The organism is Butyrivibrio sp. AE2005 (genome assembly GCF_000686965.1).
GTDB lineage: Bacteria > Bacillota > Clostridia > Lachnospirales > Lachnospiraceae > Butyrivibrio > Butyrivibrio hungatei_A.
In genome coordinates, this window is sequence record NZ_JMMD01000017.1 from 39,850 (window position 1) to 63,688 (window position 23,839).

The window sequence follows — 23,839 nt, forward strand, 5'->3', positions numbered from 1 at the left end:
CCTTTACTTTGAAGTGTTGATCAGTGCTTCCATTCCGTCCCAGTCAAACAGTTTGAACAACCTGCCAAGTTCCTTGAAAAACTCTGCATCCTTATCGGGAAGAGAATACTTCGATATACTTTCCAAAATCATTTCAACAGAATCATAGTCCATCTGCGGTATAAGATCGATCAGCGCTCCGTATGCATCTTTTAGCTCATCCTCAGGTATCATCTCTTTCGAAGAATCTGATACATTGGCCTCCTTAATCCTTCCAAGCTTTTCTTTATAAGAAGCATACTCTTTCATGAGATCGTCTTTATAGCTGTCAATATAGACCCTATCGTTATTATTGCCCGCCTCTTCCATCTTGGCAGCGAATTCTTCAAGCCCGAGTGCACCTATGATTCGAGCAGAACTCTTAAGCGCATGGACTTTGATCGTAAACAGTCTTATATTTCCCTCATCATATGCATTATTTAATACCCTTGAATTCTCATCAATTGTTTCAAAGAAAAGATCCAGTCCGAAAAGATAACTCGAAATTCCTCCCGAGTTCTTTATTCCTTCGGGAACAGATATATCTTTTACATCATATATCCACAGCATATCCTTAGGCAGTTCGGTAAGTTCTTCTGTTGCATCCACACTCTCAGACTTTTCCATCTTATTCTCGGGAATATGCTTCATAATGGTAGTTTCCAAAGTCTCTATATCCACAGGCTTTGCAAGATATCCGTTAAAGCCCTTCGACTTATAATATTCCTCACCTGAAACCGAATTTGCAGTAAGCGCATATACGGGAATATCGGGCTTTATTTCCCTTATTTTTGCAAGCGTCTCTACTCCGTCAAGTCCGGGCATCATGTGATCCAAAAGAACTACGTCAAAATCGCCGTCTTTTATCTTATCTATAGCATCCGCGCCGCTTTCAGAAGTTGTCACAAATACTTTGGTTGCTTTAAGAAGCCCCTTAATAACGCTCAGGTTCATAGGGTTATCATCAACAACCAAAATGTCGGCATCGGGCGCAATAAACTTAGGTACATACGGTCCACCCGCCTTGCTTTCATCATGCTCGATAAATATGCCGATTGATGTGGCATCTACAATCTTCTGCGATATTATAAAGATAAATTCAGACCCTTCTCCATATACGCTGTCACAAAAGATAGTTCCTCCCATGAGCTCCGCGAATTTTCTCGAAATATCCAGTCCAAGGCCTGTTCCTTGTATACCGCTGTTCTGTTCTTCATCAAGTCTTTCATATGCTGTAAAAAGTTTGTCCATATCTTCTTTTTTTATTCCTATTCCGGTATCTTTTACCGAAATGCGAATAACTGCCTCCCTGTCATTGCGCTCTTCCATCGACACGTTTAGTGAAAAGCCTCCGACTGCAGTATATTTCACGGCATTGGTAAGGAGGTTGAGTACTACCTGTTTTATTTTCTCGGCATCTCCATACATCCTCTTGGGAAGAATCTCATCAATAACCACGTCAAAGCTTAGCGCTTTTTCCGTAGCCCTTATTCTGATCATTGATACAATGGAACGCAGAAGTTCCTGCGTGTCATATTCGCGCTCCACAAGGTGCATCTTTCCCGACTCTATCTTGGATATATCAAGAAGGTCATTAATAAGACCAAGCAGCGATTCTGCAGCATTCCTGATATCAAAAGCATAGTTCATGACCGACATGAAATACCCTTTGGGAACACTTGTCGGATCTTCTCTCATTATCATTTCATTCATTCCCATGATAGTATTGATAGGAGTTCTGATCTCATGGGATATATTAGCAAGGAATCTGGACTTTGCCGTGTTCGCGTTCTCTGCCTCTTCCTTCGACTTCTTTATCTCTTCATACTGAGTTTTTATAACAGTAAGTCTCATTACCTGCCATACGATAAAACCGGCTATCGATGCAACAAGTATCAAAAGAATGAGTCTTACTACCACCAGCTCCAAAAGTCTCGGAGCCTTTCTTATGTTGAATACATCTTCCTGAAGTACTTCACGCCCTCCGGCACTTAAGATCTGGACATGCAATTTATAATTTCCATACGGAAGTCCCGTATATTCAAGAGCCGACAACTTGCTCCTTTGAGTGATAATTCCATCATCGGGTCCGCCTTCCAGATACAGACGCACATCGGGATTCATCATAGAATAATCCATTACAGATGCAGATATCTGTACACGTCCGTCCGAAGCAGGTATCTGATAAACTTCGTTTTCATCCTGCTCTATTTTTTGGTTATCACAATATATGGACTTTACATCCATCAAAACTTCCAGCGTGCCGTCATAATACTTATTGATATTTACTTTGGCCACACCATTTCTTCCGGCCATGTATAGATTTCCGTCCTGATCCTTATATCCGAAAGAATTACTTGTTATCGCATACGGAAGTCCGTTAGCTATCGTGTATATCTTAAAATCAGTTATGGCATCATCTTCCATATCATCGGCATTTACCACATAGACACCGTAAGATGACAGTATCCATGCGTTATCGCTGTTGTCAAAATACATATCGTAATTGTTGTTATAAGGAAAAGATGTAACATTCGTCACCAATCCGTTTTTCATATATTCAATGGAATTAGACGTAACGATCCAAGCGATATCTCGCTTTTCATCCTTTACAATCCGCATGACGACATCACTTGTAAGCCCATTATCTCTGCCGATTTTTTTGATACGGTCTTCTTCAATTACATATATTCCGTCGCCGTCGGTACCCGCAAGAATTGCGCCTTCATCATTTTCTACCAGAGTCAAAAAAACCGTGTTCTTAGCGCCATCGGAAGCGCCTACCGTACGAACGATCTCAAAATCTTTTATAACGGCAAGTCCGCCATTCGTACCTACAAGAATACTTCCGTCTTTTCCAATGGTTATGCACCTTATCTGATTGCTGGGCATTCCGTTTTCTGTCGTATATGAAATAATCTCGCCATTAGTTTCATAACATACAAGCCCGAGGTCATGCGTATACGTGGAAACCCACATATTTCCATCGTTATCCTCCGCAATACTTCGAATTCTCGCATCACCCAGATAAAAAGTCAGATCATTCTCTATTGATTCGCCGTTTTTCCCAATAATATCAAGGCCCATCTCTGTTCCGATGTAAATATCCCCGTCATGCAGAGCAACAGCGTTGGTTACTCCCGTAGTTACTCCCGTCACATGAGTTATGTCGATAAAGTTATTTGCAACAACTTTCATAACTCCGAGAGTAGACGAAGCCACCCACAGATTTCCCTGATAATCAGACGTAACCATCTCAATTCCGCTGTCAAACGCTACATTGGTAAGTTCTTTAAAAGAACTGTCCGTGTCAATGTAACCTATCATACTTGTTGATGAAACCCAGACTCTGTTGCAGTCGTAGTTAAGCCAGTGCACGTTACTAAGCGGATCCACTGATATTCTTTCCAGATTATTAGCCGAATCTCCAAATTTCCCGTAATATATGACGCTTTCGTCCGTTCCAAAGTATAAATTTCCGGCATCATACGGATCGGCAAGGATAGTTGTTATCTTTCCGATTCCAAGATCTGAGCTTTGGTACAACTCTGTGATCGCACAGTCATCTATCGCAAATACTATACCGTTGGCAGTCTGCCCGTATATTCTTCCCGAAGTGTCTTTGTCCAGTTTAAGGACTCGCTCTTCAGCTATTCTTTCATCGTTAAGAACGCGAAGCGTATTGGTCTGATCAACATAACATACTCCTGATGTCGTTCCGATAAAGATGTTTCCGTTGTTGTCTTCCTCAAATATTCTGATTGATGATGAAGGCAGACCTTCTTTGTACGAATAGTGTATACTCTCCGTACCATCAAGAACCACTACACCGTTATCATTTGTTCCGACCCAGATTCTACCCTTACTGTCCTCAAAGAAACCTCTTGCGCTTGTAAGATATGAATGCGCATCAATCCTGTCAAAAGTCGAACCGTCGTAGCGAATAACTCCGCTGTAACCGCCAATCCATATATATCCATTTCTTGCACCCATAAGAAACATTGCATCGGAAGTCGGAAGACCATTCGATGCATCATATATTTCATAAGAATACGAGACACCCGGAATCTGTCCGGTTACCGCATATCCTCCGCCATAGTAAGAATGAGTGCCGACTACCGTATCATACTTAGCATATACGTTTATATGCATCAGCATCATTAGGCAGCCTGCTGCTATAGCCATGAATGCTATTTTTTTGTGTACATTCTTCACAGGCAACCTCCATCAAACCTTCTGATTATATTTATTAAGGATTACCTTTATCTCAGGGATTGAATCCATAAATACCTCTACACACTTGGGGTCAAACTGAGTTCCCGCACCCTCGCTTATGATATCCAGCGCTTTATCCAAAGGGAATGCCTCCTTATATACACGCGGCGAAGAAAGCGCATCAAAAACATCCGCAACAGCCATGATCCTTGCAGACAGCGGTATAACTTCTCCGTGTAGTCCTTCGGGATAGCCTTTTCCATCCCAGCGCTCATGGTGATATGCAGCCATATTCCTTGCTTCTTTAAGATATACCTCACCTTTTACCGTATTGATTGCCTTCTCGATAATCTCTCTACCTGCGGTGGTGTGAGTTTTCATTATTTCAAATTCTTCAGGTGTAAGTTTGCCGGGTTTATTAAGGATCTTGTCGGATATATTGATCTTACCTACATCATGAAGAGGAGCACTTCTGACAACATCGGACTTAAACTTGGCACTGATCTTTTCGGGATAGTAGCCTTTCTTTTCAAGGCCTTCCACGATTATCTTTACATATTCGGAAGTTTTCTGGACATGCGCACCTGTATCGGAATCCCTGTTCTCGACAAGATCCGCCATTGTGATGATAAGTCCGTCCTGCATCTTCAGCGTTGCCTCTGAAAATCTTCTTACACTACGGATCTTCTCTGTCTGATTGAGCGCCATATCGCATATTATCCTGTACATCTTCTCAATCTCGTCGCCTGTCTGAATATCAATGGCTCTCATCTGTCTTACCGCCTCATCAAGTTCCACCTGGTCATCTCCGGCCTTGATGAAGTTCTCAACACTCTTTTCTATACTGTTTATCGGGTATACCATACCTGTTCCGGTACTCCACAGACCAAACGCTATTATCAGGATAAAAAAAGATGTCATTATGAATAACACACGTAGCAAAAAGCCCTGCATATAATCTGAAAGAAACGCAAGTGATGTCTCTGCTACCGCATAACCCATACAGATTCCATTTTTGTCTATGATCGGACAATATGCGCTCATAAACCAACCGGAATGCGACAGAATTTCAACAGGCGCAACCTCTTCTCCTTTAAACAGCGCTCCGACATACGGCTGCATATTTTCATCAAATTTCTCTTTTTCGCCCGGAATGTGCTTTCTTACGCCATCCGGAACTATATCAAATACGATGTACCAGCCGTCACTACTGAGCTGATTTATATAGATACGGTCAACTCCCGTAACTGCTTCTTTGATACTGATAAGTTCTCTTTCCGTTCCCTCATATGCATCCGCATATATGCCCTTGGCAATACATTCATCTATGATATTGGGATCGACTTTTTGAGCTGCGAAACGTGCCACATTTAAGGCAATTTCTGCCTTTTCCGCTTTTGCATTTTTAAAGTACAGAGTTATTCCAACGATTCCCATTATCACGGTAAGTGCCAATGAACATCCGACAAGCATCACTGTTATTCTGATCCTAAGAGAATGTATCGAAGAAAAACTAAGTGAACCTATCCTTTTTACTTCACTTATCGATAGCGGCTTCTGTTTCCACCCGCTGTTCCTAATATTTTCACATGTTCTGTCAGGAATAAAATGTAGCAGAAGAAGTGCCACAAAAATTGACACGCCCTTATCCAGAATATTCAGCAAGATATCGATGATGAAATAGGACCAAAAATCGCCGATTCCAAACTGTATTGTAAAAGCCTCGACCAAAGCATCAAACGACTGGGTCTGTGGCCTTCCCATAGCGCCCCACTGAATAGCCGCGCCAAGAGCACCGCTTCCTATTCCTACGGTAAATACAAATATAAGTATCTTTTTTATATGATCGAACTTTTTTTCTCTTACAAACCACGCCGTATAAATTGCCACAAGCGCGCTTATAAAGCCAAAATAAATCGCCTCTCTGTTAAATATAGTGCTGACCGCATTCGTCAGTACCGCAGTTACTATTCCCGGAAAAAGACCTCCAATCAGCGATACAAATATAGTTCCGACTGCATCGAGGTAAATAGGCAAATCATACTTGCGGGCAACAAATGACATAGCTACATTCATTGCGATTCCGAAAAAGATGGTCAACACGCGAAGTAATCTATTATGACTTGTTTTTTGTAAAGTAATTTTCAACCCCTATACCTCCAAAAAACGCAAAATGCCAAAAGATGGAACAAATTTCTTACATTCTCCATCTCTTGGCATATCATAATCATATATAACAAATCGCAAGATTCGACTCTGAAAAAACAACATAACTTCGTCACCCTAAAAAAATGCAACATAAAAAAACTGAAATAATCAACTTTTCGTAAATATTTTAGCACGTTTTAGGTTGTGCAACGAACACTTGCTGTATTCTTTATCGTTATTTAATATTTATACATTATCATACAATACTCTGCGGCTAGATTCGAGGCTCTCAGGCGTATCAATACGCTCATTTACCCTGCATACGGCTTCTTGCTTCTTCCATAGTGATACATTTTGCATATCTTTTCGGCCACATGAATTCGTTATAGTAGCGGTAGCACGATGCCCTGTCCATAAACTCATTGTCATAGGTCGAATTGGTATATTCGGGAACCAGAACCTCAAATCCGTTGTCAAAACCTGTTCTGATCGTCGCATCTATGCAAAAGTTTGTCATGATACCCACCATCATCACAGTTTTTACACCTTTTCCCTTAAGATAATCCAAAAGACCTGTCGACGGGTGAAGTGCACTGTTTACGTTCTTAGTAAATATCTTTTCCCCATCGTTTGGTGCAAATTCATCGAATATCTCAAAATCTTCATCCCCTACGCTGAATCCCGTTCCGGGGCCGTCATCATGCTGAACAAAAATTACTTCTTTGTTGTTCTCTCTTGCAAGAGCGATAAGATCCTTGATGTTGGATTTTAGCTTTTCAAACTCATAGAGTCTGTCATCCGTTATCCCTTTTTGCGTGTCGATTACAAGTAATACCATGCCTGCCTCCCTAATGGTTTATTATTTATATCAACTCCATCTCTGCATTCATAGGCACAAAGCCATACTTTTCATAAAGTGGCCTGCCCATGTCAGTTGCTTCCAGCGATATCTGCGTGATTCCGCGTCTTTTGGCATCCTGTACCAGCATATCCAAGGTTCTAAGTGCGATTCCCTGCATGCGATATGTGGGATTGGTGTACATATTCATAATATAGGCTTTCTTACCGCTTGGATTGTGATATGTCGGCATGACTTCATAGTAGCTTACCCCGCCTGCGCCGACAAAAGAGTTGCCGTCCATAACCAGGATTGCTGTGTGCGTGCCGTCCTGCAGTGCTCTTTTATAATATTCTCTTGAAGAAGTCTCTACTTCTGACATATCTACTGAATCATCAAGCTTATTTGCTGCACGCAACACCTCAATTCGCGAAGAAGTCAAAAGCTCGATGTCATCAAGTGTCGCTATTTTATATTCCATGAAACAATCCTTTCTGTCGTATCTTTTATCTCTTTATTATTCCCCATGCCTCAACCAGCATATCCACATTCCACGCCGCATTGGCTGGGCTTGTGGATGGCAGGCAGATTGCGGATCTTTCTATATTTTTTTCGGTGTATTTCTTGTAATACTTCTCTGCCGTCTTACCGTTTACGTATATTGCCTCAATATCAGCGTTATCAAGGATTATCTTAAGATCATTCGCCGTTACGTTCTTTATGCTGGAATCCGAGGATCCCGTTATATCACACGAATGAATAACGTCCCAGAGCGCTATGTTGTTTCGCTTAAGTAGCGCTTTCTTCTCATCTATTGTCTTCGGAACTTCCTCCTCAAAAACCGCCGCAATGACTTTCCAGAATCTATTTTGCGGATGTCCGTAGAAAAACTGCGCTTCTCGTGATTTCACCGAAGGAAAACTCCCAAGAATAAGCACTCTCGAATCCTTGTCAAAAAGAGGCGGTATCGGATGTACTATCATCTAAATTCCACCACCTCGTCAAAACTCTTCCTCGGTCTGGGATTTGGTGTCTCATCCGGAACTCCCACTATAACGGCGCTTATTAGCTGTCCCGCTATTCCAAGATAGCTTGCAAGCTCCTGATAAGCATAAAATGTGTTGGCGATCCAAAGCGTTCCATATCCAAGTTCTGTCGCAGCAAGAAGCATATTTTGAATTGCCGCACCTATGGAAAGTGAATCACAAATCTCCGTAATTCTGTCATTGACATTGATATCCACAAAAGGGATTTTTCCGTTGGAGTTTTCCACAAAGATAACCACAGGAGCCTGCCTCATTATCCCCAAAGTATTGAAAGCATCCGAAATAAGCGGTTCGATTCCGGGCACATCCTTAAGCTCTTCGCGAGACCTTTCAAGTCCCTTCTCCATAACATTAAGAGCGTCTTCTTTCTTCTCGCCTTCCATCACAATGAACTTCCACGGTTGTCTGTTCTTCGCAGAAGGCGCAAGAATTCCCGCTTCAATTATCTTTTTTATATCATCCTTATTAACCGCATCTGCTTTATATTTCCTGATGCTGTGTCTTGCCGAGATTTCTTTCATGTGTTTGTCCTCCCATCTATCCACTAAAGATTCAAATAATCTGCCCCAAAATAACATACCTATCTTATTCCAATACCTGATTCAATGTCGTTATCCATGTCGAATCGCAACTATCAAGATAACTTATAAGCTTATTAAAATTTGTGCTCCCAACAAGCTTCTCATCCCTTGTTGCCTTGCAGATATTATTTCTCATCGTATCATAATTTGCATCGGTCACATATTTCATAAGTTTGTCAATCTGAGCTGCTTTGCCTTTATAATCTTTTACACCTGTGAACTTCTCTATAAGAGGTGCATTAACTTTCTTTGCAGGAGATTTAATAGTTTCATCTGTCCAATGTTTAGATACAATCTGCATTGTACAAGGATTTGCAAATATTACTATTTCTTCGGCGACGTTATCTATACCATGAAACTCATTGATTTTTCGCTTTATGTCTTCATACTGCTCGTATGGTTTTTTCTCTGTATCGCAAAACACCAAGACTGCTTCATATGAGCCATTCTGATATCTGTCCTGATAACGCGCCGGAATATTCCCATTACCTTCTGCATTTACCAAAGAAATGTCATAAATATCATTCCAAACATGAAGTTCTCTAAGTCTTTCAAGGTACTTATATTCTTCATTTCCCTCACAGATAATGCAAACTTTATGCTTGGATGATATGCGTGGAAGTCTATTCGCCATCAGACATATCCTCCTTTGCATTTCCCTTTATACCCAAAAGAGTGTCAATCAGCTCAGGCTCAGGCAAAGCTGCAAAAGCTCCCTTTCTATATTTTTCGATAATATCCGAAGTATCTCTAACACCATTCTCAGCAGTGAAATCGGCAAGTGAATATACATATACGCCATTATCATCTTTATCCACAAACCATATCTGCTCTTTTCTAAACAGTCGCTTACAATCCATAAGGTTTATATCATGAACTGTAAATATCATCTGTGCATCTGTATTAAGTTCATTATTGAACATCGCAACCGTTGCCCTTGTCAACTTAAAATGTATACTACTGTCAAGTTCATCTATAACAAGTATTCTTCCCTGCTCAAGCGCTTCTATAACATAGCTTGCCATAGCCGCTATCTTCTTTGTTCCGGTAGAATCAAAAAGCATACTGGGAACCTGAACTCCCTTATAAGTTGATACCAGCCTTATCTGATCCATAATCTTCTCAGGAAGATCCAGCACATCTTCTTCTGGCTTTTCCCCTACATCTCCGCCATTAAACTTTATGTTGCTCATCTCAACATATTCAAAATTGTCCATGTAAAGATCTGCGTTCTTGATAAAACCGACAACTTTTTCCTGAAGCTTATTCTTATTTTTCATAAGCTCAATCGTATGCTCCATAGGAATATTATTCATGTTTATAATGTCGATTTTTTCCGCAAAGCCTGTTAGTATCTGTTTCATCTCATCTGTATGTTCAAACTTACTCGTATCAATCAGATGAAAAATAACATTGTTCTTTGCAACAACCGGCATCATTGCAAGCAATTCCGTATCGGCAGATGTATATTCATCTTTCAAAGCATCTCGTCTGAGCCAACATATTTCCTTCTCATTGTTATACTGATCTTTTAAAATCTCATCAAATGACTCATATACAAATTCTTCTTTTCCAACATCATACTTAAAATCATATGAGAACTTTCTTCCGGCACTTAAAAAAGTGATTCCAAGCTCACATATATCGCTTTCGGTAAAAATATTGGACATAAGGCCGTTCGTTTTATTAAGTAACACATTTTTTATAGCCTTAATACACCTGATAAGGCATGTTTTTCCTGCATTATTAGGCCCATATATACCAACTGTCTTAAGAACATTAAAGTTGTTTTCTTTATGCACATTCGAAGCAAATTTCTTGTTTCGCATGTCTGCTTTCATTGAAAATGTAATCTGTTCATCAAAGGCGAAACAATTCTTTGCCCTTATCTCTATAATCATCATATAACCCTCCACAAAAAGTACGGTATACATTAATTATAGCGGCCTATATTTTTTATGCAATATTTTTCCACAAAAAATATAGGCCGCTATATTGTCACAAATCTATCTCACATTTAAAGTACTCATTTTCCTCTGCCGAGAACTTTACTGCATATTTATATTTTTTTGCCACCTGCTTAACAACGCGAATTCCAAGGCCATGCTCGGGAAGATATGCATTCTTTATTCTTTCGTTAAGTACCTTGATCTTCTGCTCCGGTGCGCCCTGTCCGTTGTCACATATAGCAAGTTTAGCCTTACCATTACCGCGCTCAGATAACGTAACCTTCATCTCACAGCCTTTTTCATTATGAACAATTGAATTTGTAATAAGGTTCTCGATCATGCGCCTGATCAGCGTTACGTCCGCCTGGATACTGTAGTTCTCAAGCTGCTCATCCACTTCCAGGTCAAAAGAATAATCTTCATAAGTATTTATATAATCGCACAATATATCTCTCAGGATCGATGTGAGATTTATCTTTTCGCTACTCCACTTACCTGTTCCCGATTCCAGCTTATTCTCGGTGTTGAGATTCCCTATCAGGTCTCTTATCTTAAAGCACTGCTTTTCCTCGATGCTTCCCTTTTCCACAGAGCCCATAACTATGCTGAGCGGCGTCCTTATATCATGCGAAACTCCGGCAATCCACTCAGTCCTTGCTTTCTCTCTTGCAAGCATCCACTTACGCGTTATCAGAACCGGCAACAGCAACAGGATAAGCATATTTGCAATAAGCATATACGGACCAAATCTGATCATGCCATCCATAGTTTCCATATTTATTTCCAAAATGTACTTCCATATGCTGCCCTTGGGATGTCCGACCACCAAAATGCCGTCGTCCCTCGCCCAGTTATAAATGGGATAATCATTCAGATACCAATGTGAAAAAGAAGCCACCTCTTTTATCCCATAGAAATCCGGAATTTCCGCCGGCTTATTATAATTCCAGATCACGTTCCCGGAATCATCAATTATCATGGCAAAAGAGCCTGTCCTGTCCAAACGGTCATATATGGATTGATCCACATTATACACGCCGCCTTCGTTAACGATCTTCTCCGATACTTTTTCTATTCGATACGTATCAAGATATTCCTTCTCTTTCTGCACACATATAAAGAACATCACCAAAACATCGATCACTATAAGTGACACCAGAACCAGCATCATGGAAAAGATGTATCCGGATAATTTTTTCATTACTTTCTACCTCTTATGTTTAGCCTGTATCCCAGTCCTCGAACAGTCTGCAGATACTCAGGTTTCGACGGATCTTCTTCAATTTTTTCCCTAAGCCTTCTGACGTGTACTATAAGCGAATTCTCAAGTCCATAGCTCCCATCCGGCCATAGTGTATCCATCAGGACATTCAGCGACACAATTTTTCCCTGATTATCATATAGTTTGGAAAAGAGCTGAAACTCTTTTGCGGTCAGCTCCGCCTCTCCGTCAGGTCTTATCACGATTCCCGAGTAAAGATCCACTCTCACAGCCCCGAGATTGACAATCTTATTCTCTGTTAAGTGATACGTCCTTCGCAAAACCGCTTTTATCCTAAGGAGCAGTTCCTCAGGCGTATAGGGCTTTGTCACATAATCGTCGGCACCAAGTCCGAGTCCTTTTAACCTGCTTGTTTCCTCATCCCTCGCGGAAAGAAAAATCACCGGTACATTAAGTCCTTGCTTCGTCCACTGCTCATAGAGCGAAAGTCCGCTAATATCAGGCATCATTATATCCAGAACAACCAGATCCACCTGATTTTTTCCCATAATCTCATCTGCTTCTTTCCCGTTTGAAGCGCGCAATATATTCTTAAATCCATTCTCTGACAGGAGCCTGTCGTTAATCTCCAATATCTGCTTTTCATCATCTACGAGAAGGATGCTGCAATCTGTTAAAACCATAGTTTTTCCCTCTTTTTCTTTTCAATAATCAGTATACACACATATCTTTTGCAATGAAATAACCGTGCCCACAGCGTAATGTAATTGTAATGTAGCTGTCATGTTCAGGTAAGCTTGCCTTTTTATACTGTATTTATCAACAATATGTGGAGGAAAAATCATGAAGAAATATATAATCGAAACCTATGATCTATGCAAAAAAGGCGGTCATAAATTCAGGGTAAAAGACGTAAATCTGGCGGTTCCAAAAGGATGTATATACGGCTTTCTCGGCCCCAACGGCGCGGGTAAAACCACAACAATGAAGCTTCTTCTGGGACTTATACAGCCCGATGGCGGAACTGTGGAGATTCTTGGTCAAAAGATGTCTCCCGGAAGCAGGTTCGATATAAACATGCGAACAGGAAGCCTTATAGAAAGTCCCGGCTTCTACGGGCATCTCACCGGACAGGAAAATCTTGAGATAATCGCTCGTTATAAAAATCTTGGTTCCGCCGACATAAAAGAGGCTCTTTACACAGTCAGTCTCTATGACAGAAAAGATGACAAAGTAAAAAACTATTCGCTTGGTATGAAGCAAAGACTTGGCATCGCAATGGCTCTTATGGGAAAACCCGAGCTGATCATTCTGGATGAGCCGACAAACGGTCTCGATCCCGCAGGAATAAACGAGATCAGGAATCTGGTAAAAAGTATTCCCGAAAAATATGGTTCAACGGTTATCATCTCAAGTCACCTTCTCTCTGAAGTTGAGCAGATTGCCGATTATGTGGGAATTATAAATAAGGGAAAGATGATCTATCAGGGGCTCTTGTCGGAACTTGAAATCGGAGATGCTTCTCTTGAAGAAGTCTTCCTCGAAATGACAAAAGGAGCTTAAAAAATGGGCATTATAGGAAATCTTTTTATCGAACTCAAAAAACATAAACGCCGCTGTAATCTGCTGTTATTCATTGCGGTGATTGTTGCCGAGATGGCATTTTTATACGGAAATTTCCATGGAAAAGAAGCTACTTCCGCCGGATGGATGCTCCTCTTTTATAATATTCCCATCATAAACTGCGTGTTTTTCCCGGTTGCGATCGCTGGATTTGCTTCCAGGCTAATGGACATTGAGCACAAGGGCGAGATGCTGAAATGCCTATACACCTTCTCCACACCGCAAAAGATTTTTTTCACAAAATATCTTTATGGAGCGATATGCACACTTATCCTGGTCGCAATGCAATGCGGCTCGATCATACTCTGCTGCGGAATTCTTGGTTTTGACAGCGACTTCCCGCTTAAATATCTGCTTATACACGGGCTGATCACTTATATAACCAGCATGACTCTGCTAAGCATACACTTGCTTTTGTCGTTTTTTTACAGGAATCAGGCTCTTAGTATTTCAGTGGGAATTCTTGGAAGTTTCACTGCATTTTTCTCATTGGTCCTTCCTGAATCAATCATACAGAAGTTCCTCCCCTGGGCAACTTTCGTGACATCGGGCTTTGTCACAATGGACTGGAATCGTAACACGAGGGAAGTAAAATACGCGCTTGGAACCCCCGACTACACATCAACAATCATCTGCATTGGATGGATAGTTCTTTTAACCTGTATCACACTTATGCTGCTCAAGAAATCCGGTGTTGAAGAGGCGGAAAAAATAAAGAGCAAACGAAAGACAACGAAGATAGCGCTACACAGACGTCCTGTTGAGATTCTGAAATTGAAGGGGTCACCTGCTTGGATTGCCTTTTTCATAGTTCCTGCAATATCGGCGGCAATCGGAACCGTGAACTATCTCGCCAATCTGAGCATCTTAAAAGAAGGCTGGTACTCACTGTGGACTCAGCATACGCTGTTCTTGTGCTATTTCTTCATGCCTGTCATCATTGGGATTTTTACAGGCTGTATCTGGCGAATTGAACACAGCGGAACAAATATGAACCTATTAATGACTCATCAAAGGCCTGCAATGATAGTACTCGGCAAATATGCGGCCACTTGCTTTATCACATCTGTTTCACTGATCTGGGTCGTTGCCTTGTATCTCATTGCCGGATCAATGATTCACATAGACGGAGAATTGCCTTCGGGAATCATTCAGTGGATTGGCTTGGGAATCCTTAGTTCGTGGGTTATTTGCGCCTTCCAGGTTCTTGTTTCGCTTGTTATAAGAAACTTTGTCCTTCCCATAATTGTCGCATTCCTTGGAGGGTTCGCAGGTCTTTCCTGTATTGCAAAGGATATGCCTTACCTGACACCGTTCTCCTTGTTCGACCTTGCCATGAATCAGCGGGAATTGGGAAATGCGAATATCGGCGCATTTACACTCTCGTCTGTGATATTTATTGTAGTGTTTATCATGATTTCTATCCTGTATCTTAGTCGCAGTGATGTAAGATCTAACGAATGAGTTTTACTCTTTTATTCTCTAAATGCTAGCGTGCGAGCGATATTGCGAAGCGTTTATTTTTCAAGAATTTCCAAAACGCTTTTTGCAATGCGTTCAGCACTGCTAATTATCGCATCAATACTCTCTTTGCTGTCTTCGTCAGGGTCTTTTTCCAAAAGAAGATCCGCGTTCCCCCTGATGATAGTAAGCGGAGTTTTAAGGTCGTGCGCTATCTGCGCCATCTCCTGTTTTGTCTCATAATCTTTGCGCCACTTTTCCTCAGCCAAAGTATATATAAGCTTTTTTAGCCTGTTTATCAGAACGACAGAAGGAACCAGGATAACCAGAATATATGCCAAAGCCGTAAGTCCAAACGCCGTCCACTCTCCCGAAACGCCAACGCTGTAGTGGATATAAATTATAGAATCGCCTATCTTTTTGGCAATATAAGCTTCCTGACCGTCAAGATATTTTTCTTTCCCATTCGATTTATACTGTGAAATGTACTTTCTTAGCTTATCTTCATTTCCGTCATTGATCCCTGAAGCAATTTCTTCGCCGTCTTTTTCGGCAACATAATCCGCATTTTCGGGAAAAGAATTAGTATCAATTTTGCCCGTAGCTTCAACATTTTTAATCCATGTCTCAACCTTCTTTTCGGTATCGTCTGCCCTGACCGCCGTCATATTTTGAAAGACGATTACGGCAACTACCGTCACAACACATAATAAGCTTGAAATTATCAAAAAATATATTCCCAAAACTCCGCTGAATTTTACATCTGTTTTTTCCATCGATAGCCAACACCCCACACCGTTTCTATAGGTTCAATTTCGTACTGTTTAAGCTTTCTTCTGAGGTTCTTGATATGTTCCGTAATGGCCGATTCATCGCCATCTTTATCATATCCGTATATGATCTCATAAATCTGACCTTTCGAAAAAACCTGCCCTTTGTTCTTAAACAACAGTGTCACAATATCAAACTCACTTTTCGTAAGCTCCACGAGTTCGCCTCTGACCTTCAAGCGGCACTCATTTGGATATAGCAAAACATTTTCATCTCTTAACACCACACCTGCAGAATCTCTATTGTCCCTTCTGATATGAGCCACAATTCTGGCTCTAAGCTCTGCTATGGAAAAAGGCTTCCTGATATAATCATCCGCTCCTATCGAAAGCCCGTATACTATGTCTTCTTCCAGCGCCTTCGCACTAAGGAAAATAATCGGACAATCAACGACTGCTCTTATCTTCGCCAGCAGATCGTATCCGCTTTCGCCGGGCATCATAACATCCATTATTATCAAACTATATACAGACAGATCCTGCGGAAGAGCCTGAGTCGGAGAAAGGACAGTATCTACCTGATACTGCCCTCTTAATGCTTTTTCTATAAGAATCAAAATTTCTTTTTCATCATCAATTGCTAAAATTCTCATCGCATCACCATGTAAAGAATAAATGATAGTCCATATAAAACATAGACATGTGCGGGATAAAACCAGTAGAACAACTTGGCATTTCCCTTTCCACGCTCACCATTGTAGCATAACATGAGTATTATTGAAAAAACGCTGAGCCATTCATATGCATCAAAAAACAGTGTCTGCACATTCAGCTGCATTCCCATTACCGCAAGAGCGCCCACATTTATCAAAAGGCACATAACAGCCCATGCATAAATGCGAATTTTCTTATTCTTACAATAGCTGAAAAGAAGAAGTATTATTCCCTCAATCACTGTGATAGTTCCGCCATCAGCAATTGCCGTATGCATTGGCAAAAATGAAAGTGCACACATATTTGCCAATGCCAATCCGGTACTGTTATTCGCATTCATAAATGGTACAAACACGCAATAATATGCGATTATCGGCCATATCAAAGGCACTATCAAAGCTGTCAGGCCTTTTACCCATTTCTTTTCCCTGATCCACTCTATCCCCTGCATTACAACAAACAGTATCGCAAAGCTTGATAACATCCCGTTCTGCGGAAAGAATCCATCGCCTCTGACCGCAGGCGACAAGACGAAATAAAATCCAGACTGAATCACTCCCATTACAACTGAGATCAGATATATCTTCAAAAAATATTTCTTTCTATCGTGCGTGTGAATAAATCCTTCCACGAAGCAAAACAAGAACAGCGGCGCCGCCAATCGACCTATCCACGAAAATACGATCGGCACCTTTCCCGTAAATTCAAAAAAGTAGTGAATATGATCCAGCACCATAAACACCAGTGCAAGATATTTCAAACCAAAACCTGTAAGACCTTTTTCCTTGATATTAAACATTTCCGTCATCCTCCTGTTGAATACAGGATAGATGGAAATTATAAGGAATTTATAAGGATGGAAAAAATTCAATTTAAAGCAGCATAAATCTTCTCTATTACCGGCGATTTATGCTCAATGTATTTATCTATATCATCAGGGTATAGCGTTGCTGCCTCAAGTTTTATATTTCCATATTTTTCCTTATCGTCCGGATGACTTCTCAAATAATCCCTGAACGCAAGATGTCTTTTAAGCTCTGCAGAATCTTCCGGACATACATATAAATGATGTGTCTGCAAATGCTCTTTTCCCTCATATGCAAAGGCTTCGCGCCCTTCAATTCCAAGATTTCCTTCGTGGGTATATCCGATGGCCTCAAGCGCCGCGATAGCCTTTTTGACATCATTTGGCTTTACAACCACATCAATATCAATAACCGGCTTAGCCGCCAGCCCCTCAACGGATGTGCTTCCAACATGTTCAATAGAAATTGCAACGTCGCCAAGCACCGCTGACAGCTCATTCTTTATATCTATAAAATCTTGCTTCCACTTCTCATCATACGGAAGCACTACTACATGTTTTGTTCTCATTTTTTCCCGGTCTCCGGCCCGATTGATTCCCATTTGTCTCTATACTTTTCCTGTAAATCTCTTTGCATTTCCTGCATCTCATTTATTGTAAAATCTTCCACACTTATCACCTCATCTTTTATAGCCATAAGAAATCACATGACATCGTGCAGCCAAGTATACATTTGAATCAGCATATTTTTCATCCACTCCGTGGTCGATTATGAATCTTCTTTGCCCTGTTTCAAAATCATTAGCCCCTGCGCTAACGAAATCAACATAATCATTGATTCTTACTCCGATATTCTTTAGCCCAAGTTTCTCCATGAAAACCGGCGCTTTCATCCCAATTTGATAATCTCTTCCACCGGAATATTCCTCTGATAACCATCTCTGCTTTAAAAACTCGTCGTTTTTAAACGGATCATATGTCCTACTGTCTATATAAATCCCTGCATTCTCCAAACGCCTGCTTGGTTCGATACATATTACCAATCCGTTCTCTTTTACAGCCCCGATCATCTTCTTCATTATATCTTCTGGTTTTGTAACATGCCGAAGTACAGCTTGGCATATAGCTATATCATATTCAGCATCAGGCTCATACTCATTTAAGTCTGCAACTTCAAAGCATACCTCCTTGCTGCCAGAAAAGATTTCACGCGCTTCATCGATAAGATTTTCAGATATATCAACTCCCTTATATAAGCTTTCCTTCGGGACTAACGGCAACAGCATCTGCGCCAAGAATCCATATCCGCAGCCAAAATCAATTATTTTCACCGGCTTATCTATTTTCCATACGCATTTTACAAGGAACTCAAAATAATCATTATTCCACAGGTTCTGCCTTGTACTATGTAAATATACCTTTTCCAATCCCCAATCTCTGGAACCATCTATTCCTGATGCTTTTTTCATAAACTCCCCCGCAATTGATTTATAACTTTTTTCAATCCGTTCTTTCTAATGTTGTCCAATTCCTCTGCATGGAATTAAGCGGCTCTGTGATTGGTTGTATATCTTTTCCTGTCTGTTCTTTCAAAAATCGCCTGCTTCCGCCAAGTACAAAGTGGTTGTGTGGATCCGCCTTTGGGCATTTGCGTATATCATCAAGTTTTTCTTGTTTCAATGCCGTCTGAAAGTCCATCGTTGCTCCTTAATCAAGCTTATTCCATATTTTTATGCATATTCTAACGAATACTTAGAGAAAGAACTTTTTTATTATAGCATCAATCTCATTAGTTCCTAAGGGACTGATTGATGTTTCCTCTGTAATTATCAAATTTACTCCGATAAAAATATCTTCCTTCATCAAAGATTTTAACCTTTGTACTGAATTCTTCGCATATTCTTTATCGTCTAACATGCCACGATGTTCCCAATATAATACTTTTCTTCTTTTGACATCCAAAACAGTGAAGTCAGGATGAATTATTCCCCCGCCACTTAGTTTTAATGGACATTCATATTTATATGGAATCCCCTTGTCCGCAAGTGCATTGGCTATATTGAGTTCTGACTTTGATCGAACCCTTTCTTTTCGTTTAGTTTCAAAAAAAGGAAGATATTCCGGAATAGGTTTTCTTTGATATGGCTCTTTTAACCAGAGTTGCACATAGTCCTCGTCCGAGACATCAATAGGTGTTATTAATTCTTTCGCTTCAGTAGGAAACAATGAATATGCTTTTTGAATCTTATCTATTGTATTTTCCGATTTGTCGATGAGTTTTTTCAGGCATTGAACCTCTACCGTGACAAGCTTATTAATCTTTTCGTCATAAGCTTTTTGAAGATATTGTTTAATCATAGAAATTTCAGATTTATGAATATATTTTCCGGATTTTTCCGAACTTTCTCTTCGCAAATAAAACTGGACTCCATGCGCAGTTCTGCTCACATGTATTTTCCCCGGCGGCGCTTTTTCTAATGCTTCCTCTTTTGAATTCTTGATCAAAAGCAGCTCGTTGTACCTCCGCTTTGCTTCAGAATATAGATTGGTATATTTAGTCGTTAATAAATTTCGTTGCTTCTTCGTAATGATTCCTCCTTAAAAATATAAAAAGACTTGAATTATAAAAGCCTAAATTGCAAATAAAATTATAAAAGCTTGTACTATGCAGCTAAGTTGTTCTTTTTTTCTGCCACTTGTCAATCATGCCTTTCATGCTCGGACAGCGGAATTGTGAAAAATGGCATTTTCGTTGCAATAGATAATCATCATTTACTTTTTATAACAGCGAGATTATGAAAGCTGGCTTATCCGCTGTCATAAATTGTTTATCTACCTAGTTTCCAACATCGAAATTTTAAAAAATTGCTTTTTCGCCGCCGTATATAAGCATCATTCGCATTTTCTAACAGCGAGATTATAAAAACCTACTTTTTCCGCTGTCATAGATGTTTTATTTACTTAATTTCCGACAGCGGAATATTAAAAAATAGCTTTTCCGCCGCCATATATAAAGCTTATGTGCTTTTTCCAACAGCACCCTCAATCTCGGCTTCTCAGCACGCAACACTAAAATCACAACACATCACATATCAAGGATTTTTGTGGTAAGACAAATATAACCACTCAAAGAAAAAATTATAGAAATCCTGAAACTGAATAAGAATATACTCCAACACATACAAAAAAGCAACTACAAGTTTTCAGCCTCGCGCCAAAGAGCCCGCATCCCCTATAAATACTAGAGGTTGCGGGCTTTGCTCCTTTACTCCTATAATAGAAATCGCTTGAAATACAGCGATTTCTATTATAGGAGTTGTCGCCGGATGCTTCGACAATTTATATGAAAATCCCTTCGGGATTTCACGCATAAAATAGGAGACAGGACATAAATGCAAGCATTTGTCCTACCTCCTATCTTATGCTAAAACACTACGTGTTTTTCATTTAAAATTGTCTCGTGCCCGGCTCGTTATCACTCTAATTCCACTGTTCCCGGCGGCTTAGAAGTAAGGTCATACATTACGCGGTTAACGCCCTTAACCTCATTGATGATTCTGCTCATGACTTTCTGGAGAACTTCGAAAGGAATCTCGGAAGCCTCAGCTGTCATGAAGTCTACCGTCTCAACTGCGCGGAGAACAATTGCGTAATCGTAAGTTCTCTCATCGCCCATAACGCCTACAGAGCGCATGTTTGAAAGAGCTGCGAAGTACTGATCGGGAAGCTTTGATAAGCCGGCTGCCGCGATCTCTTCTCTGTAGATGTAGTCAGCATCCTGAACGATACGAACCTTATCGGCCGTAACTTCGCCGATGATACGGATACCAAGTCCGGGACCGGGGAAGGGCTGACGGAAAACAAGATACTCGGGAAGTCCGAGCTCAAGTCCTGCCTTACGAACCTCGTCCTTAAACAATGTCTTAAGGGGCTCAATGATTTCCTTAAAATCAACGAAATCAGGAAGTCCTCCTACATTGTGATGTGACTTGATAACGGCTGACTCACCGCCAAGTCCCGATTCTACAACGTCAGGATATATTGTACCCTGTGCAAGGAAGTCAACTGCGCCGATCTTCTTGGCCTCTTCCTCGAACACACGGATAAACTCTTCACCAATAATCTTACGCTTGCGCTCAGGCTCTTCTACGCCTGCAAGCTTTGCGTAATATCTGTCTGCCGCATTCACGCGGATAAAGTTGATGTCGAAGTTTCCTTTTTCACCGAATACGCCTTCAACCTCATCACCTTCATTCTTACGAAGAAGTCCGTGATCAACGAATACGCATGTAAGCTGCTTACCGATTGCCTTGGCAAGGAGCGCTGCAAGAACGGATGAATCAACACCTCCCGAAAGAGCAAGAAGAACCTTGCCGTCTCCTACCTTAGCCTTAATATCTTTAATCGTATTCTCAACAAAAGAGTCCATTCTCCATGTACCTGCAGTCTCGCAGATATTTCTTACGAAGTTGTGGAGAATCTCTTTTCCTTTGACTGTATGTAATACTTCGGGATGGAACTGGATAGCGTACAGCTTCTTCTCTTCACAAGCTGCTGCAGCAACGGGACAATCCGCTGTATGTGCAATGATTTCAAATCCCGGTGCAACTTTGCTGATATAGTCGAAGTGACTCATCCATACGATAGTGTCATCCTCAACACCTGCAAACAACTTATCCTTAGATCCGTCAATAAATGTCTGTGTCTTACCGTACTCTCTTACAGGCGCTTTCTCAACCTTACCTCCGAGCACGTGCATCATGAGCTGCGCTCCGTAACAAAGTCCCAAAACAGGAATACCAAGCTCGAACAATTCCTTAGTATAAGTTGGTGCTCCATCCTCATAACATGAGTTGGGGCCTCCGGTCAAAATAATTCCCTTAGGCGCCATCGCCTTTATCTGCTCTATCGGAGTGCGATATGAATAAATCTCACAATAGACGTTACACTCCCTGACACGACGAGCTACAAGCTGATTGTACTGTCCGCCGAAATCAAGAACTATTACTTTCTCTTCTGCAGTCATGGTTCCTCCCGAAAAAAATTTTACAACAATAATTATGCTCGATTATACACTATGGTATAAAGGCTAACAATTGGCACATCACACAAATCTTCTGACACAGATAATCGGTCTGTACATCGCTGAACTATACTTAATTCCGGTCTTCTGTGTACTTGCGTGAACGATCTGTCCGCCGCCAATATATATTCCCACATGCCCGCCGTAGTAGATAACATCTCCCGGCTGTGCATCGGAATATGAAACTTCCGTTCCGTAATTTCCCTGCTCCCATGATGTTCTGGGAACCGATATTCCAAACGCCTTGTAAACAGAATATACAAATCCTGAACAATCTGCGCCGTTTGTAAGACTTGTTCCGCCGGACACATATGGATTACCGACGAACTGGCAAGCATAGCTCGCAATATTAGAGCCTGAACCGCCTCCCGAAGGTGCCGGTGGAGGAGATGAGTTCTTGGAACCGCCTGAAGATGTAGAATCTCCCGAGCCACCTCCGTTATCTGCGCTTGCTCTCTGAGCTTCTTCACTCTTACGCTTCCTCTCAGCTTCTTCCGCCTCACGGGCAGCCTGCGCAGCTTTCTTGGTCTCATTAACCTCATTCTGTTTAGATGCTATCTGCTTCTGAAGTGCAGCCATATCAGACTGCTGACTCTTGATCTGCGCCGTATATAACGCAGCATCCTGTTTTGCCTTAGCAAGCTTTACCTCGTAATCCGAGTATTTAGCCTTGTACTCCTTAAGGACTTCTTCCATCTGCTGCTGTTCTTCTTCCATCTCAAATTTAGAAGTTTCAAGCTGTCCCTTCTCCTCTTCGAGCTGTGTCTTGGCTTTATCAGCAGCCGTCTTCACCTCAACATATTCCTTAAGCTTTTCTCTGTCATATTCATAAATCTGCTCAATGTACTGAGCTTTATTAAGTGCATCCGAATAATCTGCGGCGGTCAAAAGAATCTGTATATAAGATGATTCTCCCTGCTCATACAAATACTTTATTCTCTGCACCATTGCTTCATACAAAGTGTCTTCTTTTTTCTTTGCTTCCTCGTACTCAGCTGTTTTAATTTTTATCTGCTCTTCGGTTCGCTCAATTTCTTCTTTTATAAGATCTATATCAGCCATCATGGAAACAATTGCACTTGAAGTTTCATCCATGGCTGCTTTTGTCTTTCCCTGATCTGCAGCAATCGAATTTACCTTGCCGTTTGCGTTATTGAGATTTTTCTGACTCTCGTTCTTTTTCTTCTCAAGCTCTTTTTTCTGATTCTTTAATGTCTGTTCTTCCTGTTCCAGCTTGTTCTGTTTTTGCTGTAAATCAGTACTGGTGGTAGCCCTTACAGGGTCCACCACCAGCATACTAAGGACTAAGGAAAGAGCTATCGCAGAAAAAAAGTAATCTTTTCTCATTTCATCCTCCTTGTCCCTC

22 protein-coding genes are annotated in these 23,839 nt (G+C 41.0%); 2 read left to right on the forward strand and 20 right to left on the reverse strand.

The annotated features are described in order from the left end of the window. Positions 1 to 3 precede the first annotated feature (3 nt). From DL92_RS0111775 to DL92_RS0111820, 10 genes are all read right to left on the reverse strand, one after another. On the reverse strand, positions 4 to 4,233 hold the full coding sequence (locus DL92_RS0111775) for a hybrid sensor histidine kinase/response regulator (RefSeq protein WP_242845858.1): 4,230 nt from the start codon (positions 4,231 to 4,233) through the stop codon (positions 4 to 6). 12 nt (positions 4,234 to 4,245) lie between these two features. Then, positions 4,246 to 6,381: an HD-GYP domain-containing protein gene (locus DL92_RS0111780; RefSeq protein ID WP_051594214.1), complete on the reverse strand. Its 2,136-nt coding sequence runs from the start codon at positions 6,379 to 6,381 to the stop codon at positions 4,246 to 4,248. Between the two features lie 307 nt (positions 6,382 to 6,688). Beyond that, positions 6,689 to 7,219, reverse strand: coding sequence for a cysteine hydrolase family protein (locus DL92_RS0111785; RefSeq protein WP_026667819.1), 531 nt, complete (start codon positions 7,217 to 7,219; stop codon positions 6,689 to 6,691). Positions 7,220 to 7,244: 25 nt separating this feature from the next. Beyond that, positions 7,245 to 7,700, reverse strand: coding sequence for a GNAT family N-acetyltransferase (locus tag DL92_RS0111790; RefSeq protein WP_026667820.1), 456 nt, complete (start codon positions 7,698 to 7,700; stop codon positions 7,245 to 7,247). Positions 7,701 to 7,725: 25 nt separating this feature from the next. Then, positions 7,726 to 8,202 carry a DNA-deoxyinosine glycosylase gene (locus DL92_RS0111795; RefSeq protein WP_026667821.1) on the reverse strand — a complete coding sequence of 159 codons (477 nt, stop codon included), beginning with the start codon at positions 8,200 to 8,202 and terminating at the stop codon, positions 7,726 to 7,728. Further along, on the reverse strand, positions 8,199 to 8,786 hold the full coding sequence (locus DL92_RS0111800) for a nitroreductase family protein (RefSeq protein ID WP_026667822.1): 588 nt from the start codon (positions 8,784 to 8,786) through the stop codon (positions 8,199 to 8,201). The genes DL92_RS0111795 and DL92_RS0111800 overlap by 4 nt, the downstream gene beginning before the upstream one ends. Before the next feature lie 64 nt (positions 8,787 to 8,850). Next, positions 8,851 to 9,480, reverse strand: coding sequence for a hypothetical protein (locus DL92_RS0111805; RefSeq protein WP_026667823.1), 630 nt, complete (start codon positions 9,478 to 9,480; stop codon positions 8,851 to 8,853). Beyond that, a complete protein-coding gene (locus DL92_RS0111810) occupies positions 9,470 to 10,750 on the reverse strand; it encodes an AAA family ATPase (RefSeq protein WP_242838976.1) in 1,281 nt (426 codons plus the stop codon). Before DL92_RS0111810 ends, DL92_RS0111805 begins: the two co-directional genes overlap by 11 nt. Positions 10,751 to 10,844: 94 nt before the next feature. Beyond that, positions 10,845 to 11,996 (reverse strand): sensor histidine kinase, encoded by a 1,152-nt coding sequence (locus DL92_RS0111815; RefSeq protein WP_026667824.1) that lies wholly within the window; start codon positions 11,994 to 11,996, stop codon positions 10,845 to 10,847. Further along, on the reverse strand, positions 11,996 to 12,700 hold the full coding sequence (locus tag DL92_RS0111820; protein ID WP_026667825.1) for a response regulator transcription factor: 705 nt from the start codon (positions 12,698 to 12,700) through the stop codon (positions 11,996 to 11,998). The genes DL92_RS0111815 and DL92_RS0111820 overlap by 1 nt, the downstream gene beginning before the upstream one ends. A 160-nt stretch (positions 12,701 to 12,860) precedes the next feature. On the opposite strand from DL92_RS0111820, the gene DL92_RS0111825 reads away from it, so the two are divergent. Both DL92_RS0111825 and DL92_RS20335 read left to right on the forward strand, forming a co-directional pair. Further along, a complete protein-coding gene (locus DL92_RS0111825) occupies positions 12,861 to 13,580 on the forward strand; it encodes an ABC transporter ATP-binding protein (RefSeq protein ID WP_026667826.1) in 720 nt (239 codons plus the stop codon). Positions 13,581 to 13,583: 3 nt separating this feature from the next. Continuing rightward, complete coding sequence (locus tag DL92_RS20335) at positions 13,584 to 15,104, forward strand: ABC transporter permease (protein WP_051625316.1); 1,521 nt, start codon at positions 13,584 to 13,586, stop codon at positions 15,102 to 15,104. Between the two features lie 53 nt (positions 15,105 to 15,157). On the opposite strand, the gene DL92_RS0111835 is transcribed toward DL92_RS20335, so the two are convergent. The 10 genes from DL92_RS0111835 to DL92_RS0111885 all read right to left on the reverse strand — a co-directional run bounded on the left by DL92_RS0111835 (position 15,158) and on the right by DL92_RS0111885 (position 23,820). After that, complete coding sequence (locus DL92_RS0111835) at positions 15,158 to 15,877, reverse strand: histidine kinase dimerization/phospho-acceptor domain-containing protein (RefSeq protein ID WP_026667828.1); 720 nt, start codon at positions 15,875 to 15,877, stop codon at positions 15,158 to 15,160. Further along, positions 15,859 to 16,524, reverse strand: coding sequence for a response regulator transcription factor (locus DL92_RS0111840; protein WP_034469034.1), 666 nt, complete (start codon positions 16,522 to 16,524; stop codon positions 15,859 to 15,861). The genes DL92_RS0111835 and DL92_RS0111840 overlap by 19 nt, the downstream gene beginning before the upstream one ends. Then, positions 16,521 to 17,384, reverse strand: a complete 864-nt coding sequence (locus DL92_RS0111845) for a TraX family protein (protein ID WP_155841141.1) — start codon at positions 17,382 to 17,384, stop codon at positions 16,521 to 16,523. The genes DL92_RS0111840 and DL92_RS0111845 overlap by 4 nt, the downstream gene beginning before the upstream one ends. A gap of 68 nt (positions 17,385 to 17,452) precedes the next feature. After that, positions 17,453 to 17,959: a GrpB family protein gene (locus DL92_RS0111850; RefSeq protein WP_026667831.1), complete on the reverse strand. Its 507-nt coding sequence runs from the start codon at positions 17,957 to 17,959 to the stop codon at positions 17,453 to 17,455. Continuing rightward, a complete protein-coding gene (locus DL92_RS21655) occupies positions 17,956 to 18,087 on the reverse strand; it encodes a hypothetical protein (RefSeq protein WP_256379966.1) in 132 nt (43 codons plus the stop codon). The genes DL92_RS0111850 and DL92_RS21655 overlap by 4 nt, the downstream gene beginning before the upstream one ends. Beyond that, positions 18,071 to 18,859, reverse strand: a complete 789-nt coding sequence (locus tag DL92_RS19115; RefSeq protein WP_051625317.1) for a class I SAM-dependent methyltransferase — start codon at positions 18,857 to 18,859, stop codon at positions 18,071 to 18,073. Before DL92_RS19115 ends, DL92_RS21655 begins: the two co-directional genes overlap by 17 nt. 31 nt (positions 18,860 to 18,890) lie before the next feature. Then, positions 18,891 to 19,088 (reverse strand): hypothetical protein, encoded by a 198-nt coding sequence (locus tag DL92_RS0111865; protein WP_026667832.1) that lies wholly within the window; start codon positions 19,086 to 19,088, stop codon positions 18,891 to 18,893. 54 nt (positions 19,089 to 19,142) lie between these two features. Further along, positions 19,143 to 19,895, reverse strand: a complete 753-nt coding sequence (locus DL92_RS19120) for a hypothetical protein (RefSeq protein ID WP_051625318.1) — start codon at positions 19,893 to 19,895, stop codon at positions 19,143 to 19,145. A gap of 970 nt (positions 19,896 to 20,865) precedes the next feature. Continuing rightward, positions 20,866 to 22,416: a glutamine-hydrolyzing GMP synthase gene (gene guaA, locus DL92_RS0111880; protein ID WP_026667834.1), complete on the reverse strand. Its 1,551-nt coding sequence runs from the start codon at positions 22,414 to 22,416 to the stop codon at positions 20,866 to 20,868. Between the two features lie 78 nt (positions 22,417 to 22,494). Next, positions 22,495 to 23,820: a C40 family peptidase gene (locus tag DL92_RS0111885; RefSeq protein ID WP_026667835.1), complete on the reverse strand. Its 1,326-nt coding sequence runs from the start codon at positions 23,818 to 23,820 to the stop codon at positions 22,495 to 22,497. Positions 23,821 to 23,839: the final 19 nt, after the last annotated feature.

Coding starts and splice junctions, on each gene's coding strand:
- DL92_RS20335 (WP_051625316.1), top strand. CDS start 13,584: ATGGGCATTATAGGAAATCTTTTTATCGAACTCAAAAAACATAAACGC.
- DL92_RS0111810 (WP_242838976.1), bottom strand. CDS start 10,750: ATGATGATTATAGAGATAAGGGCAAAGAATTGTTTCGCCTTTGATGAA.
- DL92_RS0111885 (WP_026667835.1), bottom strand. CDS start 23,820: ATGAGAAAAGATTACTTTTTTTCTGCGATAGCTCTTTCCTTAGTCCTT.
- DL92_RS0111800 (WP_026667822.1), bottom strand. CDS start 8,786: ATGAAAGAAATCTCGGCAAGACACAGCATCAGGAAATATAAAGCAGAT.
- DL92_RS0111845 (WP_155841141.1), bottom strand. CDS start 17,384: ATGTTTAATATCAAGGAAAAAGGTCTTACAGGTTTTGGTTTGAAATAT.
- DL92_RS0111795 (WP_026667821.1), bottom strand. CDS start 8,202: ATGATAGTACATCCGATACCGCCTCTTTTTGACAAGGATTCGAGAGTG.
- DL92_RS0111840 (WP_034469034.1), bottom strand. CDS start 16,524: ATGAGAATTTTAGCAATTGATGATGAAAAAGAAATTTTGATTCTTATA.
- guaA (WP_026667834.1), bottom strand. CDS start 22,416: ATGACTGCAGAAGAGAAAGTAATAGTTCTTGATTTCGGCGGACAGTAC.
- DL92_RS0111785 (WP_026667819.1), bottom strand. CDS start 7,219: ATGGTATTACTTGTAATCGACACGCAAAAAGGGATAACGGATGACAGA.
- DL92_RS0111805 (WP_026667823.1), bottom strand. CDS start 9,480: ATGGCGAATAGACTTCCACGCATATCATCCAAGCATAAAGTTTGCATT.
- DL92_RS0111850 (WP_026667831.1), bottom strand. CDS start 17,959: ATGAGAACAAAACATGTAGTAGTGCTTCCGTATGATGAGAAGTGGAAG.
- DL92_RS0111825 (WP_026667826.1), top strand. CDS start 12,861: ATGAAGAAATATATAATCGAAACCTATGATCTATGCAAAAAAGGCGGT.
- DL92_RS19115 (WP_051625317.1), bottom strand. CDS start 18,859: ATGAAAAAAGCATCAGGAATAGATGGTTCCAGAGATTGGGGATTGGAA.
- DL92_RS0111865 (WP_026667832.1), bottom strand. CDS start 19,088: ATGGACTTTCAGACGGCATTGAAACAAGAAAAACTTGATGATATACGC.
- DL92_RS21655 (WP_256379966.1), bottom strand. CDS start 18,087: ATGGCTATAAAAGATGAGGTGATAAGTGTGGAAGATTTTACAATAAAT.
- DL92_RS0111835 (WP_026667828.1), bottom strand. CDS start 15,877: ATGGAAAAAACAGATGTAAAATTCAGCGGAGTTTTGGGAATATATTTT.
- DL92_RS0111790 (WP_026667820.1), bottom strand. CDS start 7,700: ATGGAATATAAAATAGCGACACTTGATGACATCGAGCTTTTGACTTCT.
- DL92_RS0111820 (WP_026667825.1), bottom strand. CDS start 12,700: ATGGTTTTAACAGATTGCAGCATCCTTCTCGTAGATGATGAAAAGCAG.
- DL92_RS0111815 (WP_026667824.1), bottom strand. CDS start 11,996: ATGAAAAAATTATCCGGATACATCTTTTCCATGATGCTGGTTCTGGTG.